This window comes from Nocardioides zhouii (assembly GCF_004137345.1).
GTDB classification, from domain to species: Bacteria; Actinomycetota; Actinomycetes; order Propionibacteriales; family Nocardioidaceae; genus Nocardioides; species Nocardioides zhouii.
Map to the genome: position 1 here is coordinate 14013 of NZ_SDWV01000020.1, position 14869 is coordinate 28881.

Consider the following 14869-nt stretch of genomic DNA (forward strand, 5'->3'; position numbering starts at 1 on the left):
GAGCCGTTCGGGGTGGTCGCGGTGCCCCATGTCGGCGCATTCGTCGCAACCGAACTGTCCTGCCCCTCGTCTACCGTGCGCGACGACATCACAGGTGGAGAGGGGGATTGCCCGTGCGGCACGGCGGCGTAGTTGCTTTGTGCGGGGTCCTGCTGGGGGCCACCGGTTGTTCTGACGGAGTCACAGCGGAGACCAGCCCTGCTCCTGCGCCCGACCGGCCCCTGACCACCGCGACGTCTACACCCGCGCCGCCAGAAGCCCTGGGGCCCGTACCTGACGCCCTTCGACTGAGGCTTCCCTCCGTCAACGCCACGCCGACCAAGGGCAGCCTCGACATCGACCTCATGAGCGCCGTCTCTGCACCGACAGTTGACGACGCACCCGTCGGTCGCGGCATGCTGCTCGCACAGCTGAACCTGTTCTCGACCGACGACAACGCCGAGGCGATCCGCGTGGGCCATCCCTATCTCATGACGCAGACGGGCAAGTGGCGGCAGTTCGACCTGCAGCGGTACGGGTTCGGTGCCCGTGCGTACGGCGAGCTGTCGATGGCTCTCTCACGAGACGGTCGGAGGGTGGCACTGGCGGACCCGTCCGGACTCGTGACTGTCGACCTTCGGGACAACACCTTCCGACGGTTCGATGTGCCCGGGGACCTGCCCGTGGACGTGGATCACGCCGTTGCCCTGGAGTGGTCCGAAGATGCGGCGACGCTGTTCTTCAAGGACCGGAACGGCAGGGGAGCCTGCGGACCGAAGGGCTGCGCCCTTGACGTGACGACCGGGGGCCTCTCGAAGGTCCCCTACAACAAGTTCTACGCCACTCCGGGCGTCGTCGGCGAGACGTTCGAAGTGCAGGGCGCGAACTCGTCGCACCCTGCGCGAGTCATCACCCACCAAGTAGGCATCGCACCTTCGGTCGTCAACCTGGACTTCCGACTCTTCCCTACGACGGGCGGTGGCCCCGCTGCCGCCAGCCACCTGGCGTTTCCGCAGTGCTCTCGCAATCGACGGGCGCGGGACACAAGCGGTGTCGTTGTCGTGGACCCATCGACGGGCGAAGTCGTCGCGATGCTCGCGAACGAGCGATCGGGCGAGTGCCACCTCGGGGCGCAGGTGTGGCTGACGAACCGCCACCTGCTGGTCGATGACTGGCGTAGCGGAGGCTTGTGGTTGTGGGACGTGCACAGTGAACGCGTCGTCCGGGTCGCGACGTCACACACGACCGGCGTCAACATGAAAGTCGCCCGCGAGGTCATGGCGCAGCGGTTGCAGGCGAACCTGCAATAGCCCCGCGCGGCGACGGAATCGGACACGCTCAGGGGTCGCATTCGTCACGTCAACCCGCTCCTGCCAAAATGACCAGCGTCAGTGGACGTTCTCAACACGAATGTGCACATGGCCCGCCCCAGTAGGACGTGCATAAAACCTATAGCTGTAGGCGTGACCTGGGATGGTCCTCTCATCACGTGGTGCCCCAGCAGGACCTGAGTCAAGATCCGGAAGGACTTGAGTGGCCAACCGTGACCAGTTCTGGCCGGTTCTGGCCGCTCTGACGGTTGCTAGCAATGTCCGGCCACCCAAGCCTTCCTCGCTCAGGTCCCGCTGGCCTCAACCGTCCCCAAGCACTCGCGGAGCAATTGTGACAACCATTCGTGCGTAGTGCTGGATTGATGCTCGGCATCTATGGGCTCGGCGTCGCCGGCTTGAGCAATCGGGACTGGGTGCAGCGAGACCGGGTTGGTGTCGACGCCGTCGATCGCAGCGCAGAGGAGAGTGCCCGACTAGCGGGTCAATCCGTGCTCGTGAGCGAAGACTACGATCTGCACCCGGTCGCGCAGCGACAGCTTGCGCAAGATACCTCCCACGTGGGTCTTGATTGTTGACTCGCTTGCGAAGATCTCGGCTGCGACCTCGGTGTTGGACAAGCCTTTGGCCACCGCAGCGAAGACCTGCCGCTCCTTGTCAGTGAGCGAGCCGTAGGCCACTGGGACCGGCCGCGGTGCCTTGAACTGGGTGTCGAGCAGCACCGACAGGTCCTGCGGTGCCAGCACGGCGTTGCCGGAGTGGACGGTGCGGATCGCGTCGCGGAGCATCAGGGGGGTGGTGTCCTTGAGCAGGAATCCGCTCGCGCCGTGTCGGATGGCGGTTGCGGCGCGGTCGTCGAGGTTGAACGTTGTCAGCACCACGACTCGCAACGGTTTAGTGCGTCGGGCGGTGCGGTCGCGTTGGTAGAGCTGCCGTGTTGTCTCGACGCCGTCCATCTCGGGCATCCGGATGTCCATGAGCACGACGTCGGGCTCGACCTCCTCGACGAGGCGCAGCGCCTCCAGGCCATCACCTGCCTGTCCGACGACACGCATGCCGTCCTGGGCGTCGACGATGACCGCGACGCCGGCACGGAAGAGCTCTTGGTCGTCGACGAGCAGGACACGGATGTCGTCGGTCACCTCAGCACCGTACGCAGCGGGATCCACGCGGTCGCAGTGAAGGTGGGTCCTGAGTTCCCCTCGTGGCGCTGGACGTCGAGGCGACCTCCGACCGATGCCAGCCTGCGCCGCATGCCGTCGATGCCCTGACCCCCGTTTACCCCGCCTACTGCAGCGGTTGCCTCGGCGTCGTTCTCGGTCTCGTCTTCGGTGGCGTCGACCGCGTTGGACACTTCCATGCGCAGCTCGCGATGCCACTGCTTCTCCACGCTGATGGGCGCGGCGCGGCGTCCGTGCCGGATAGCGTTGGTCAGCATCTCCTGAAGCACCCGATAGACCACGAAGTCGAGTTCGGGAGGTAGGGGGCGAGGAGTCCCTGCCTCGACGAGGTCCACGTCGTGGCCGCTCAAACGGACATTCTCCAGGAGCTCGTCCATCCCACTCGGGCGAGGCACCGGCTCCTGCTTCGGAGTCAGCACCTCGCGTACGTCCTGCAGTGAGCTGCGCGCGGAGGAGGCGATCGTCCTCATCGTCTTTTGGAGGCCCTCCGGGTCGTCGTCCGGGATGAACTGTGCAGCCTCTGCCTGAGCGAGGATGACGGCGAGTGAGTGCCCGACCACGTCGTGGACGTCGTGGGCCAACCGCGTCTGCTCCTCCCGCAGGCGGGCGATCTCTCGGGCTTGGGTGGCCTCGCGGTGGGCGGTAGCGGCGGCCTGCTCCGCGGCGACCTGAGAGACCCTCGACTCCCTGGCTCGGGCGTCGTAGCGCAGCACGAGTCCGAGCAGCCACGGTCCGGCCAGCAGCAGGGCGGTGAGCAGCACGGCGACGGCCCGCCAGGTGCCGACCATGCTGGCGGCGAGATCGAGGAGGTGACCGTTCGTGGGGAGATCGATGAGGAAGGACTTGTCGACGACCAGCGCGAGGTAGGCCACCAGCCCGGCAGCAGGCATCGACAGTCCGCTGAGCCACACGGTGGCGGTACTGCCCCATCGCGCGGCGCCGAAGGCGACGAACGCGACGGCGACCTGGACCAACATCGTCGGTGTGCCGGCCAGGAGCTGCACGGCGTAGACGGCCCACACGACCGTCAGCGCCACCCCGGGTGCTCGACGGCCAAGCGCAACCGCAGTGGCGGTGCCGATGATTACCGTCAGCACGCTCACCGAGGCGCCGTCGTACGGGAGGCCGAGAGCCGTCTCGACCAAGCCCACCGCCAGGACGGCGACTCCCCGGGCGACGTCGGGCGCCCACGCGCGCCATCCGCGGGTCATGGCGTTGCTGGTTCTGGGGCTCGCTGGTGCTGGAGGGGATGTTCCACGAGGTGCCAGCTCGCTGCGGCCGCGACCACCGTGAGCACCATGGCTGCTGGACCGGCGACCTCGCCCCACGACGGACGCAGCCAGAGGGTGAGTGGATAATTCCAGAGGTAGGCGCCGTAGGAGACCGTGCCGAGCCACGCCAGCGCCCGGAGCGGCCTCGTCGACACGGTGTTCCAGGTGCGCCAGGAGATGAGCAGCACCGCCGTCAGGGCCGCGATGGCGGGACCTCCTGCCAGGTAGGTGAGCGCATGTCCCCGCAATGGAACCACGCTCAGCACACCCAGTGCAGCCAGAACGGGAAGCGCCATCAGGGACGGCACGCGCATGCGGTGCTGCAGGATCCGCGTGGCGGCTCCGACAACGAAACAGAGCGCCCACGAGGTCGGCAGCGCATAGGCAAGATCCGGTGCCTCTCGCAGCCAGACCACGGTCGCCACGCACCCGGCGGTGCAGGCCGCTGTGGCAAGCACCAGGGTCGCACCAACTTTTTGCCGCGCGACGGCGAGCGCCAGCACAGCCGGCCAGAACAGATAGAACTGCTCCTCGGTGGCAAGGGTCCAGAGGTGGAAGGTCGCGTCGCTGGCATGGCCGAAAGGCAGGTTTCCTGTCCAGGTGAGCGCCACCAGCACGGTCTTCCCGAGTTGGGCGCGGTCGTCCAGTGGGTCGACCGCGAGGGTGACAACCACGATGCCGGCGACCAGCGCCACCAGCGCCGGCACGAGGCGGTGCGCACGGCGGACGTAGAACCCTCGGAGGTCCACCGTCCCTGTCCGCTCGATCTCGCCCACCAGCAGGCCGGTGATGAGGTAGCCGCTGAGGGCGAAGAACATGACCACCCCGACGACGCCTGCCCCGGGGAAGAAGGTGGGAGAGGCGTGCTTCAGCATCACCAGTGCGATGGCGATGCCCCGCAGGACGTCGAGCCCGGCGACACGCCCCGTCGGTGTGCTCATCCGTCGAGCACGTCGCGGACCAGGATGTCGAGCAGGTCACCGTAGGACATGCCGGCAGCGGCGAACATCCGGGGCACCTGGGACTGTTCGGTGAACCCCGGCATCGTGTTGACCTCGTTCAGCACCGGGCCGTCGGCGGTCAGGAAGAAGTCGATCCGAGCCACGCCTGCGCACCCGAGTGCGTCGTACATGGCGATGGCCGAGCCGGACAGCGCGGCGGTCTCACCGTCGGTGAGGTGGGCGGGTACGTCGAAGGTGGTGCCGGCGACGTACTTGGCGTCGAAGTCGAACACGCCCTCGACCGTGATCTCGAGCAGCGGCGCGACCATTCGCTCTCCGCCCGGCCGACCGAGCACGGCGACGTCGATCTCACGACCTGTCACCACTTCTTCCACCAGCATCCGGTCGTCGAGCGCCAGTGCCGAGCTGAGGGCGGGCTCGAGGTCGTCAGGCCCGGAGACCAGTGAGACCCCGTGGCTCGACCCGGCAGCGACCGGTTTGACGACGACTGGTCGCGTCCACACATAAGACCTGGCCGTGGTTGCCGTCAGCAGGACCCCCGGGGCGGTGACGATGCCGACGGCCTGCGCCACGAGCTTCGTCGTCCACTTGTCCATGGCGACCGCTCCTGCCCGGACACCGGATCCGACGTACGGCACCAGGGCGAGCTCGCAGAGCGCGGCCAGGGTGCCGTCCTCACCGCGCGGGCCGTGCACCGCCGGGACAGCCACGTCGCACGTGCCGAGCACGCGGATCGCGTCAGCCAGCTCGATCCCTCGCCCCGCACCGTCGCGCCACGTCCCGTCGGTCGCGATGGTCAGCGAGACGACCTCGTACCCCTTGACCAGCAGGGCACGCACCATCCCGGCCGCAGACGCTAAGGAGACCTCGTGCTCGCAGTTCTGGCCTCCGCCGATCACGGCCACCCGGACCGTCATCACAACGCCTGCCGGACATGGCGATGCGTCGCAGCCCCGCTGGTGGTGCGGCGCACGCGTGCCCCGAGGCCGGTGACGATCTCGTGCTCGAGGGTGTCGGCCCACCCAGCCCACTCCCGCACGGTCGGCTCCCCGGCGTGCCCGGGACCCAGGACGACAGCGTCGTCACCGATGGCGACCACGACGTCGCCCAGGTCGACGACGACCATGTCCATGGAGATGCGTCCGACCAGAGGACGACGCTGGCCGCCGACCTGCACCTCAGCCTGCCCGGAGGCGATACGCGGGAGCCCGTCGGCGTACCCGACCGGCAGGAGCCCGAGACGTGTCGGTGCGGGAGTCGTCCACGCGTGGCCGTAGCCGACGCGGGCACCGGCCGGCACGGTGCGGACGCTCACGAGTGGGGCGGTCAGGCTGAGCGCAGGCTCCAGGTCGACCGTTCGGGACGGGTCGATGCCGACCAGTCCCGCGCCGATCCTGCTCATCGTGTGGTGGGCGTCGGAGTCAGTGAGGGTGGCGGCCGTGGCCGCGAGGTGCCGGTGCTGCGGGCGCAACCCTGCGGACCGCGCGGACCGGACACCCCACATGAAGAGCTGGCGCGCCTGTCTGTTGCACCCGTCCACCGGGACATCGGCACAGCCCAGGTGCCCCATCACTCCGACGACCCTCAGCCGTCCGTGTCGCTCCGCGCGCCTCGCGGCCCGGCAGAGCTGCCCCCACTCGCTCGGTGATGCCCCGTCCCTGGCCATACCGGTGTCGAGGTGGAGATGGACCCGTGCCCCGGTCGCCGCGTTCACGATCGCATCGAGGTGCGCCAGGGAGGGTACGGCCACCTCGACGTCGTGACGCACCGCCGAGGCCCAGTCCGCATCCACGGCGTTCAACCAGCTCAGCACCGGCGCCCTCAGGCCGCCGGCCCGCAACGCTGTCGCCTCGCTGAGGCTCGTCACGCCCAGGCGGGTCGCGCCGTTGGCGAGAGCCGTGCGCGCGACGTCGATGGCCCCGTGGCCGAAGCCATCCGCCTTGACGACGGCCATGACCTCGCCCTGCGCGCGGGCGACGAACACGCGCGTGTTCGCTGCTACGGCGTGCAGGTCGATGTTCAGTCGCGGGCCTGCGACGAAGTCGGTGGCTGCGATTGTCATGGCGGTCATGCCGCGTCGCTCTGCACGTCGACGGGTCCGTAGAGCGCTGCCGGCGCACCGGTCGTCAGGGCCCAATAGCGGTCGCCATAGGACCAGTGCCACCACTCGGTCGGATAGTTGACGAGCCCCGCTCCGGTGAGTGCGGCGGACAGGAGGTCACGGCAGGCCCGCGCCGTGCTGCCGATGCCGTCGGCCGCGAAGTAGCACGCGCCGTTGGACTGTTCGGGGTTTGCGTCGATGGGGGTGCCGAGGTCGAGGGGCTTCCTGGTCGCGTCGACGAGGGTCACGTCCACCGCCGCTCCTGCGACGTGGGGTGCCACGTTGATTGGCGCAACGAACCGGCTGGTCAGCTGGTACAGCTCGCCCGCGGGGATGCCGGGATGGGCGGCGCGGAGCTCGGCGGAGTAGCCCGCGATGATCGCCTGTTGCGCGGCCGCTGGACGGTGCCCCTCCACGACCTCGAGACCCACCCCGGGCGGCAGCAGTCGCTGCGCCTCGACAAGTCGCGCCGCCAACCCGGCGCGCACCAGCGCGCCTGCTGATCCGAAGGATGCGTCGAGAGCGACCATGCGCTCGCCCGACTCGTGGAGGGGGATGGCGGAGACCCGTGGGTCCGACAGGAGGATCGTCATGCCACACCGTCAGGGGTTGGACGAACACGCCGCCTCCACCTGAAGTACCTGTGGGGTGTTCTGGCGGCTCGGCGATCCTCCTCAAGTACCGAAGTCTTGCCTCTGGGTGCCGGACTCCGGCCTTCCGCTGGTGGTGCACCCGCTGCACCGATAGACAGATCGCGTGCACACTAAAACCGACTCCACCGCCCCTGGCCCGACCACCACGCCCACAGCGCGTACCGTGGCCCTGATCGGGTCCGTTCTGGGTGTCGCCGCGGTCAGCCTCGTGCTCGGAGCGGTGACGTCATGGGCCCAGGGCCTGCTTCCCGACGCGTGGCACCCGCTGGCCAACTCGCCGTCGGGATGGGCGGCGTTGACGGCGCTGGCGGTCATGGCGCAGCGGCCGTCACTGAGGCGGGGCGCCCTGCTCGGCACTGTCAGCTTCGTCTGCCTGGTCCTGGGCTACACCTTTGCATCCGAATTGCGGGGCTTGGCCTACGACCCGACGCTGTGGGGCGCGATCGGCCTGGTCTCAGGACCGTTCGTCGGTGTCGCCGCCGCGGGTGCTGCCAGTACGCGCACCATGCCCGTCGCGCTTGGATCCGGGGTCCTCGCTGGGGTCCTGGTTGCCGATGGGATCTACGGCCTCACGGTCGTAGCCGACTCCACGAGCCCGGTCTATTGGACCACCGTCCTCGTACTGGGACTGCTGCTCGTTCTTGCGACCCCCTTGGTGCGGCTTCGCAGAGTCGCGCCTACCGCGGTCATGGTCGTCACGTTCCTGGCCGCGACCGCAGCCCTGAGCGGGGGTTACGCGTGGCTGAACGCTGCGCCCCCCGTCTAGGGAGCTGGACTTCTGGCAGGAGTCACGCTCGCCTCTGTCGAGCGTCGTGAGCGTGCCATTCAGCAGGGACGATGAGAGCACCAGCCGCCTGTACGCCAACCCCCTGTGCACCCGCCTCGTGTCGCCACCGATGACGGGTCTCGACCTCTGCGCTGACGTCCTGCACCAGTTCCTGCGCGCCCTGTAGTTGTCCCCGCCTCAACTTGACCGAGAACGGGGCAGTTCGATGATGCGCGGGCACCGACTCACCCACCACCGTGACACGCACGGCGCGTGAACGGCTCAGTCCGGGCGTCGAGGCCGCTGCGGCTGCGTGCCTCGTCAATGCAGTCGGAGGGGATGAACTCATCGCCCGCGCACTGCGGGCTCTGGTGCATGTCCTAGTGAGCGGGATGGGCTAGTTGCCGAACGCGTCTTCGGCGGCACGAGCGCGACGGCCGGCATGCTCGGTCAGTACAGACATCACTAGACTTCCGCGGTGCGTGCGAGTTTTCCGCAGGGATCTACGCACGTCCCGCCCCAGTAGCTCAGTGGATAGAGCAGCCGCCTCCTAAGCGAAAGGTCGCAAGTTCGACTCTTGCCTGGGGCACCACGCACGATCAGATCACCCACCGGATCGGTCGCTGCACGACGAACTGACTGCGGCGCCGCCCCGATCAGCGTGCACCTGCGCTCACTGAAGACTGAGTGATGAGCCGCCGGCTTCGAAGAGCGATTCACAGCCACGCATGTGGCACCGCCACAGAGTCTGCGCTGCTCCCCCATCCGTCACCACGAGCAGGTCGCCTCCACGCCACGCGATCGAGCCGAGCGCACCATCGAGCGGAGTCCGTCGGAGCTGCCCTGTGGTGGTGTCGTAGAAGCTCAGTCCCGGCTTCATGCCGCTCGCGAGCTCATCCGCCGTCGGCGCATACGCGTACGTCGTGCCGTCGGCCGACAGGGCACCCACCACTCCCCCGAGGAACCCGGAGCGACGAGTGCCGTCCGTGTCGAAGAACTGCACCGTGCTTCCACTCACCACGGCCACGGTGTCGCCCGCGACCTGCACGCTGGTCACCTCGACCCGAGCGCCGTCGCTGCCCAGCCGGACAGGATGAGCACCCGCGGCGTCGAGGAACCGAAGTCCGGATCCGTCCTCCAGCACCAACCCCTTCTCACCGGCCCCGATCAGGAGCCCGTCCGCCAGCAGGTCAGTGTCAGGCGCCTGCGTGCCGTGGCAGGACCGGCAGTTCGTCCAGAAGACGACCAGGTGATCGCCGACAGCGCCCAGGGTCCCGTCCTCCCTCTGGAAGGTCGCGCCTGAGGCGTCCACAAACGCAGTCCGCACCGAGCTGATCGAGACGTCGTCGAGACCGATCAGCTGATCGCCGTCCAGTACCACGGCCCGGTCGCGATAGACGCCCAGCAACGCGCCGGCCACTCCTGTGTCGATGGTGCTCCCGTTCGACGTGACGGTGGTCAGCTGCCCGTCGAGGACGACTGGGACGCCGATGGGGGCCGGTGGCGAGGCCACCGACGAATCGGTCGACGCCCCGTCCCTCGGCGAGGTCACCGCCACAGTGGCGACGGCGACAGCGCTGACCACGGCCACACCTGCTGCGGCCCGTACCAGTCGGCGTCGTCCGCGGAGCCGGGCGGCTCGCCGGTGCAGCTCCGGGTGATCCGGTGCCGGCACGACGATCGTCCCGTGGATCTCGGTCAGGAGGTCGTGGATGTGCGTCATGAGCGGTGCTCCATTTCTGGCATGGCGGCGCGCAGCCGCTTGAGGGCGTGATGGGTCTGGCTCTTGACGGATCCGACCGACACTCCGAGCAGGGCGGCCGTGTCGTGCTCCGACAGGTCCTCGAGGTAGCGGAGGACCAGCGTTGCCCGCATCCGGGGAGGCAGTCGCTGGATCTCCTCCCAGAGCACCAGCTTCTGGGCGCTGAGCTCCATCTCACCCGGCTGCCCGACGTCCGTCACGAGGTCTGTGGAGCGTTCGCGGCCGCGACGTCGCCACTGCCGGGAGGCAGCACGGATCAGCCCGCGTCGGACGTACGCCTCTGCCAGTCCCTTGTCCCTGATCGACGGCCACCGCACGCACGTGCGTGCCAGGACGTCCTGGAGGAGATCCTCGGCCTGGTGGTGCTGTCCCATGAGGAGGTACGCCGTCCGATACAGCGCACTCCAACGAGCAGACATGAATTCGGCAAACTCAGCGTCTTGTTCCATCACTCACCTAGAGACCCCCCGCGTGCCGGAGGTTGAGAGACACGCGCGAGTTTTCTCGACGGCCGCTCAGCCGGGGGTCTGGACGTCCCGCTCGAGCAGGCTCAGCAGGGCTCGCGCGGCCGCGTCGGCGGCGCTGACGTCGACGTGCTCCTGCTCGCCGTCCGACTCCGTGATGCGTACGACGTGTCCGCCGGATCGCGCTGTGAGGCTGACGAAGTGCGCTCCGAGGAGGTCGAGGACCTGGTCGAGTCGCGGCAGCCACACGGCTTCGCGCTCCTCGACGCTGTCGAGCGCCCACTCGGTCGTGCCGTTGAAGGCGAGGACGCGACTGCCCGCGTGGTCGCGGACCTCGACGACCATGTCGCTGACGAGGAAGGTGATGTCGTCGAGCTCGCGGTCGGGGACCCAGAACTCGTCGCCGTTGCCGGGTGTCCAGGCCACGCCCGCGTCGTGCAGGCGGAGGGCCAGGTCGAAGGCGATCACGTGGCCAGTGTGCCCCGACACCCGTGACGTCGGCTCGTGGCAGGCTCGTCCGCGTGATCATCGGACTCGTCGGCGACCTCGAGGGTGATCGCGACTGGGCGGTCGAGGTCCTCCGTGCGCTGGGTCGGGAGGTCGACGTCGCCGTCCAGCTGGGCGACCTGCGGTTCGGGATGGGAGCCGACCCCGACGGCTACCTCGCGGCCATCGAAGCGGTGTGCGCCGAGGTCGGACTGCGGTTGCTCTGCATCACCGGCAACCACGAGCACTGGGCGCGCCTCAAGGCGTTGTGGGCCGACCCGGCGCACCAGGACATCGATGGCACGCCGCTGCCCCTCGAGGTCAGCGACCACGTCTCACTGCTGCCGCGCGGCCACCGCTGGGAGCTGGACGGGCGGTCGCTCGTGGCCCTCGGTGGCGCTCCATCGGTGAACCGGCTGCTGCTGACCGAGGGCGTGAGCTGGTGGCCGGGCGAGGTGATCACCGACGAGCACGTCGACCTGACGCTCGCCGGTGGGCAGGCCGACGTGATGTTCCTCCACGACAGCCCGGCGCCCCCGCTGTGCACGCCTCCGGTGGCCGAGATCGTCCGCGGCAACCCGATGGACTGGCCAGAGGTGATCCTGGCCGAGGCCGACGCGGGCATGGCCCAGGTGACCCGCGCGGTGCTCGGCGTACGCCCGCGGCTTGTCGCACACGGCCACTTCCACGTCGCCGGCGAGGCGGTCGTACGCCTCCCGGGCGCGGACCACGACACGACGATCTGGTCGCTCGCGGCCAACGGCGACCCGGCCAACGTCCGGCTGCTCGACCTGGCGACCCTCAGCGACCCGGCATAGCCCGACCCGTCAGGCGACCGTCTCGAAGCGGATGCCCGCGGCCTGCAGCCGCGCGAGCAGCGCGTCGCCCATCGCCTGCGCCGGGGTGACCTGGCCGGAGGTGTCCGGGTTGTCGTCGAAGGCGAGGCACAGCGCCGCCTCCGACAGCATCTTCGCGGTCTCGGTGTAGCCCGGGTCGCCGCCGGAGACGCGCGTGCGGACCGTCGTCCCGCCGGCCGCGCCGACGAAGTCGACGGTGAACCACGACTGGTCGCGCTTGGCCTCGTCGGGTCCCGAGCCCTGCGGCACCTTGCTCTTGAGGAAGTCGCGCAGCGGCTTCACCTGCGCGGCGACGGTGAGGGCGCCGACCGCGGCCGCACCGCCCGCGGCGTAGCGCAGCGTCTTGGTGCCCGCCCAGTGCGAGTAGCGGAACTTCGGGCCGTACGCCGGCAGCGCGGCGCCGCTGCGCGCGACGATGATCGGGTCGATCGTCGGCAGCGGGAGCAGCCAGTAGCCCAGCACCGGGTCGCGGTGCGGCTTGCCGCCGACCGACCGCGACGAGCGACCGTCGGCGGGCTTGCCCTCGGCGCGACGGCGAGCGGCGTACGTCGTCCGCATGTCCCTGGCCCGCGAGAACTGGTTGAGCGCGGAGTGGAACGTGCCGCCGGAGAACGTGCCGGCGGACCGGACGACGCCGCGCAGGGTGATGGGCTGGTCGGACGGCAGCTGCTGGACGGTGAAGTACACGCCGAGGTCGTGCGGGATCGAGTCGAAGCCGCAGGCGTGCACCAGCCGGGCGCCCGTGCGGACGGCGGTCTGGTGGTGCGCGAGGTAGGTCTGGTCGACGAACTCGGGCTCGCCGGTGAGGTCGAGGTAGTCGGTGCCGGCCTCGGCGCAGGCCGCCACCAGCGGGCCGCCGTGCTCGAGGTAGGGGCCGATCGTCGTCACGACGACGCGCGCGCGGCGGACCACGTCGGCGAGGGCCGCAGGGTCGGTCGCGTCGGCGACCAGCACCTCGACCTCGGCGCCCGCGTCATCGGCCAGCCGGCGGCGTACGTCCTCGAGCTTGTCGGCGTTGCGACCGGCGATCGCCCAGCGCAGAACGGCCGGAGCGTGCGCCGCGAGGTAGTCAGCAGTGAGGCCACCGGTGAAGCCCGTGGCTCCGAACAGGACGAGGTCGAAGTCACGCGAGTCGCTCATCGCGCCATCGTCCCACGCGGAACCGGGCCCCCCGTCCGGCCGTCCCACCGCCATGAGCCTTCGCAGGATGACCACCACTGTCGCGGCCGCGACCACCCTCGCCGCGGCAGTGGGCGTGGGCTACGCACTGGGGAACGACCCGGGTTCGCGCAACGTGCCGCCGACGGCGCCGCCCATCGCCCTCGCCAACGCCGACCTCACCGTCGCCGGCAGCTGCGACGACCTGCTCGACTCCTACGTCGAGCGCGCGCTCGAGCAGGTCGGCCCCTACGGCTGGGGCGGCGGCGGGATCGTCATGTTCGGTTCGCAGTCCGACGCGGAGTCCCCCAGCGCCTCGGCCGCCGGCAGCGAGCGGTCCGCCGTCACGACCTCGCGCTCGACCAGCAACGAGTCGGGCACCAACGTCCAGGAGCTCGGCGTCGACGAGTCCGACGTGGTCAAGGTCGCCGGCTCGCTGCTGCTCCGGATGCGCGACGGCGAGCTGCTGGCCTACGACGTCTCCGGCGACGAGCCCTCGCTCCTGTCGTCCACCCGCATCGACGACGCCCGCGGCAACGGCCTGGTCGGCGACCCGGGCGGCGAGCTGCTGTTCGTCGGCGGCCGCGCCGTCGTGCTCGGCACGTCGGACGACGGCCTGTCGACCACGATCACGACGGTCGACCTCTCCGACCCGAGCTCGCCGAGCATCGTCGACGCCACCACGATCCGCGGGCGTGCGTCCGCCGTGCGCCTGCACGGCGACGTCGTACGCGTCGTGCTGCAGAACGGGCTGCCGGAGCTCGACTTCTCCTACCCCGACGGCACCCTCGGCCAGATCCGCTCACGGCTGCGCAACCGGTCGCTGGTGCGCGACACGACGCTGGCCGACTGGCTGCCGACCGTCGACGGCGACCCGTTGGTCGACTGCGAGGACGTCGCCGTCCCCGACGACGAGGAGATCGCGCTCGGCACCACCACGGTCGTCGCCTTCGACCCCGCGTCGCCGACGAGCCGCACCACGACGGCGGTCGCGACCGACTCGGACACGTCGTACTTCTCGACCGACCGCTTCTACCTCGCGGCCGGCGGACCGCAGTGGGGCATGTGGGACGACTGCCTGGACTGCAGGATGGGCGGCTTCGCCCCGACCGGCACGACGCCGATCTTCGCCTTCGCGCTCGACCGGGCCGAGACGACGTACGTCGCCTCCGGTGAGGTCGAGGGCACGATCGCCGACCGTTGGTCGATGGATGCCGTCGGCGGATCGCTGCGGGTCGCGGTCGGGCCGAGCAGCGAGACCGGCAACTTCAACTCGGTGCTGACATTGCGCGAGGACGGGTCCGACCTCGTCGAGGACGGCCGGGTCGACGACCTCGGCGTCGACGAGCAGATCAAGTCGGTGCGGTGGTTCGACGACCTCGCGATCGTCGTGACCTTCCGGCAGACCGACCCGCTCTACGCCATCGACCTGAGCAGCCCCTCCGACCCGCGGCTGCTGGGCGAGCTCAAGATCCCCGGCTTCTCGGAGTACCTCCACCCGCTCGGCGAGCACCGGCTCATCGGGATGGGCCAGGACGCCAGCCTCGACGGCATGACGCGCGGCGCACAGGCGGCGCTCTTCGACGTCACCGACCTCACGAGCCCGCGCCAGATCGACGTCGTCCGCTACGACCGGGACACCTTCGCCGGTGCGGGCGCCGACCCGCGGCAGTTCACCTGGCTGCCCGAGCAGCGCGTGGCGCTGACCGTCGTCTCGCAGGGCTGGAGCGGCACCACCGGCTGGGTCTCCGTGCTGTCGCTCGACGACGGCTCGATGACCAACCGGATGGTCGAGGTGGAGCACGGCAGCGACGTCGCGGACGTACGCCTCGTGCCGGTGGCGTCGGGCAAGGTGGCGCTGGTGACGGGCGAGGACGTCTCCTTCTTCAGGGTCTAGCCCT

At 69.7% G+C, this 14869-nt stretch carries 15 protein-coding genes and 1 tRNA gene; 6 read left to right on the top strand and 10 right to left on the bottom strand.

What is annotated here, in order from left to right:
- Positions 1 to 344: 344 nt before the first annotated feature.
- On the top strand, positions 345 to 1289 hold the full coding sequence (locus EUA94_RS17070; RefSeq protein ID WP_129428105.1) for a hypothetical protein: 945 nt from the start codon (positions 345 to 347) through the stop codon (positions 1287 to 1289).
- Positions 1290 to 1783: 494 nt separating this feature from the next.
- On the opposite strand, the gene EUA94_RS17075 is transcribed toward EUA94_RS17070, so the two are convergent.
- Genes EUA94_RS17075 through EUA94_RS17100 form a run of 6 tightly spaced genes read right to left on the bottom strand, consistent with a single transcriptional unit; the run spans position 1784 to position 7415 of the window.
- The gene (locus tag EUA94_RS17075; RefSeq protein WP_129428106.1) at positions 1784 to 2449 is read right to left on the bottom strand and encodes a response regulator; all 666 of its coding nucleotides are present in this window, start codon (positions 2447 to 2449) and stop codon (positions 1784 to 1786) included.
- A complete protein-coding gene (locus EUA94_RS17080; RefSeq protein WP_129428107.1) occupies positions 2446 to 3699 on the bottom strand; it encodes a sensor histidine kinase in 1254 nt (417 codons plus the stop codon). Before EUA94_RS17080 ends, EUA94_RS17075 begins: the two co-directional genes overlap by 4 nt.
- A complete protein-coding gene (locus tag EUA94_RS17085; protein ID WP_129428108.1) occupies positions 3696 to 4700 on the bottom strand; it encodes an acyltransferase family protein in 1005 nt (334 codons plus the stop codon). Before EUA94_RS17085 ends, EUA94_RS17080 begins: the two co-directional genes overlap by 4 nt.
- Entirely contained in the window at positions 4697 to 5638 is a 942-nt protein-coding gene (locus tag EUA94_RS17090; RefSeq protein ID WP_129428109.1) for a D-alanine--D-alanine ligase family protein, read from the bottom strand. The genes EUA94_RS17085 and EUA94_RS17090 overlap by 4 nt, the downstream gene beginning before the upstream one ends.
- Complete coding sequence (gene alr / locus EUA94_RS17095) at positions 5638 to 6792, bottom strand: alanine racemase (RefSeq protein WP_129428110.1); 1155 nt, start codon at positions 6790 to 6792, stop codon at positions 5638 to 5640. Before alr ends, EUA94_RS17090 begins: the two co-directional genes overlap by 1 nt.
- Positions 6789 to 7415 carry a M15 family metallopeptidase gene (locus EUA94_RS17100; RefSeq protein WP_129428111.1) on the bottom strand — a complete coding sequence of 209 codons (627 nt, stop codon included), beginning with the start codon at positions 7413 to 7415 and terminating at the stop codon, positions 6789 to 6791. The genes alr and EUA94_RS17100 overlap by 4 nt, the downstream gene beginning before the upstream one ends.
- 223 nt (positions 7416 to 7638) lie before the next feature.
- Between EUA94_RS17100 and EUA94_RS17105 the strand changes: the two genes are divergently transcribed.
- The 3 genes from EUA94_RS17105 (at position 7639) to EUA94_RS17110 (ending at position 8833) form a co-directional block, all read left to right on the top strand.
- Complete coding sequence (locus tag EUA94_RS17105) at positions 7639 to 8241, top strand: DUF6518 family protein (RefSeq protein WP_129428112.1); 603 nt, start codon at positions 7639 to 7641, stop codon at positions 8239 to 8241.
- A gap of 52 nt (positions 8242 to 8293) precedes the next feature.
- A complete protein-coding gene (locus tag EUA94_RS22985) occupies positions 8294 to 8428 on the top strand; it encodes a hypothetical protein (protein ID WP_277986123.1) in 135 nt (44 codons plus the stop codon).
- A gap of 329 nt (positions 8429 to 8757) precedes the next feature.
- Positions 8758 to 8833, top strand: a tRNA-Arg gene (locus EUA94_RS17110).
- 81 nt (positions 8834 to 8914) lie between these two features.
- On the opposite strand, the gene EUA94_RS17115 is transcribed toward EUA94_RS17110, so the two are convergent.
- The 3 genes from EUA94_RS17115 to EUA94_RS17125 all read right to left on the bottom strand — a co-directional run bounded on the left by EUA94_RS17115 (position 8915) and on the right by EUA94_RS17125 (position 10935).
- Entirely contained in the window at positions 8915 to 9661 is a 747-nt protein-coding gene (locus EUA94_RS17115) for a hypothetical protein (RefSeq protein WP_129428113.1), read from the bottom strand.
- Positions 9662 to 9960: 299 nt separating this feature from the next.
- A complete protein-coding gene (locus EUA94_RS17120; protein WP_129428114.1) occupies positions 9961 to 10452 on the bottom strand; it encodes a SigE family RNA polymerase sigma factor in 492 nt (163 codons plus the stop codon).
- Positions 10453 to 10518: 66 nt separating this feature from the next.
- Positions 10519 to 10935, bottom strand: coding sequence for a pilus assembly protein CpaE (locus EUA94_RS17125; RefSeq protein ID WP_129428115.1), 417 nt, complete (start codon positions 10933 to 10935; stop codon positions 10519 to 10521).
- Positions 10936 to 10988: 53 nt separating this feature from the next.
- Between EUA94_RS17125 and EUA94_RS17130 the strand changes: the two genes are divergently transcribed.
- Positions 10989 to 11771, top strand: a complete 783-nt coding sequence (locus tag EUA94_RS17130) for a metallophosphoesterase (RefSeq protein ID WP_129428116.1) — start codon at positions 10989 to 10991, stop codon at positions 11769 to 11771.
- 9 nt (positions 11772 to 11780) lie between these two features.
- On the opposite strand, the gene EUA94_RS17135 is transcribed toward EUA94_RS17130, so the two are convergent.
- Entirely contained in the window at positions 11781 to 12950 is a 1170-nt protein-coding gene (locus EUA94_RS17135; protein WP_129428117.1) for a saccharopine dehydrogenase family protein, read from the bottom strand.
- A gap of 67 nt (positions 12951 to 13017) precedes the next feature.
- On the opposite strand from EUA94_RS17135, the gene EUA94_RS17140 reads away from it, so the two are divergent.
- On the top strand, positions 13018 to 14865 hold the full coding sequence (locus EUA94_RS17140; RefSeq protein ID WP_165356953.1) for a beta-propeller domain-containing protein: 1848 nt from the start codon (positions 13018 to 13020) through the stop codon (positions 14863 to 14865).
- Positions 14866 to 14869: the final 4 nt, after the last annotated feature.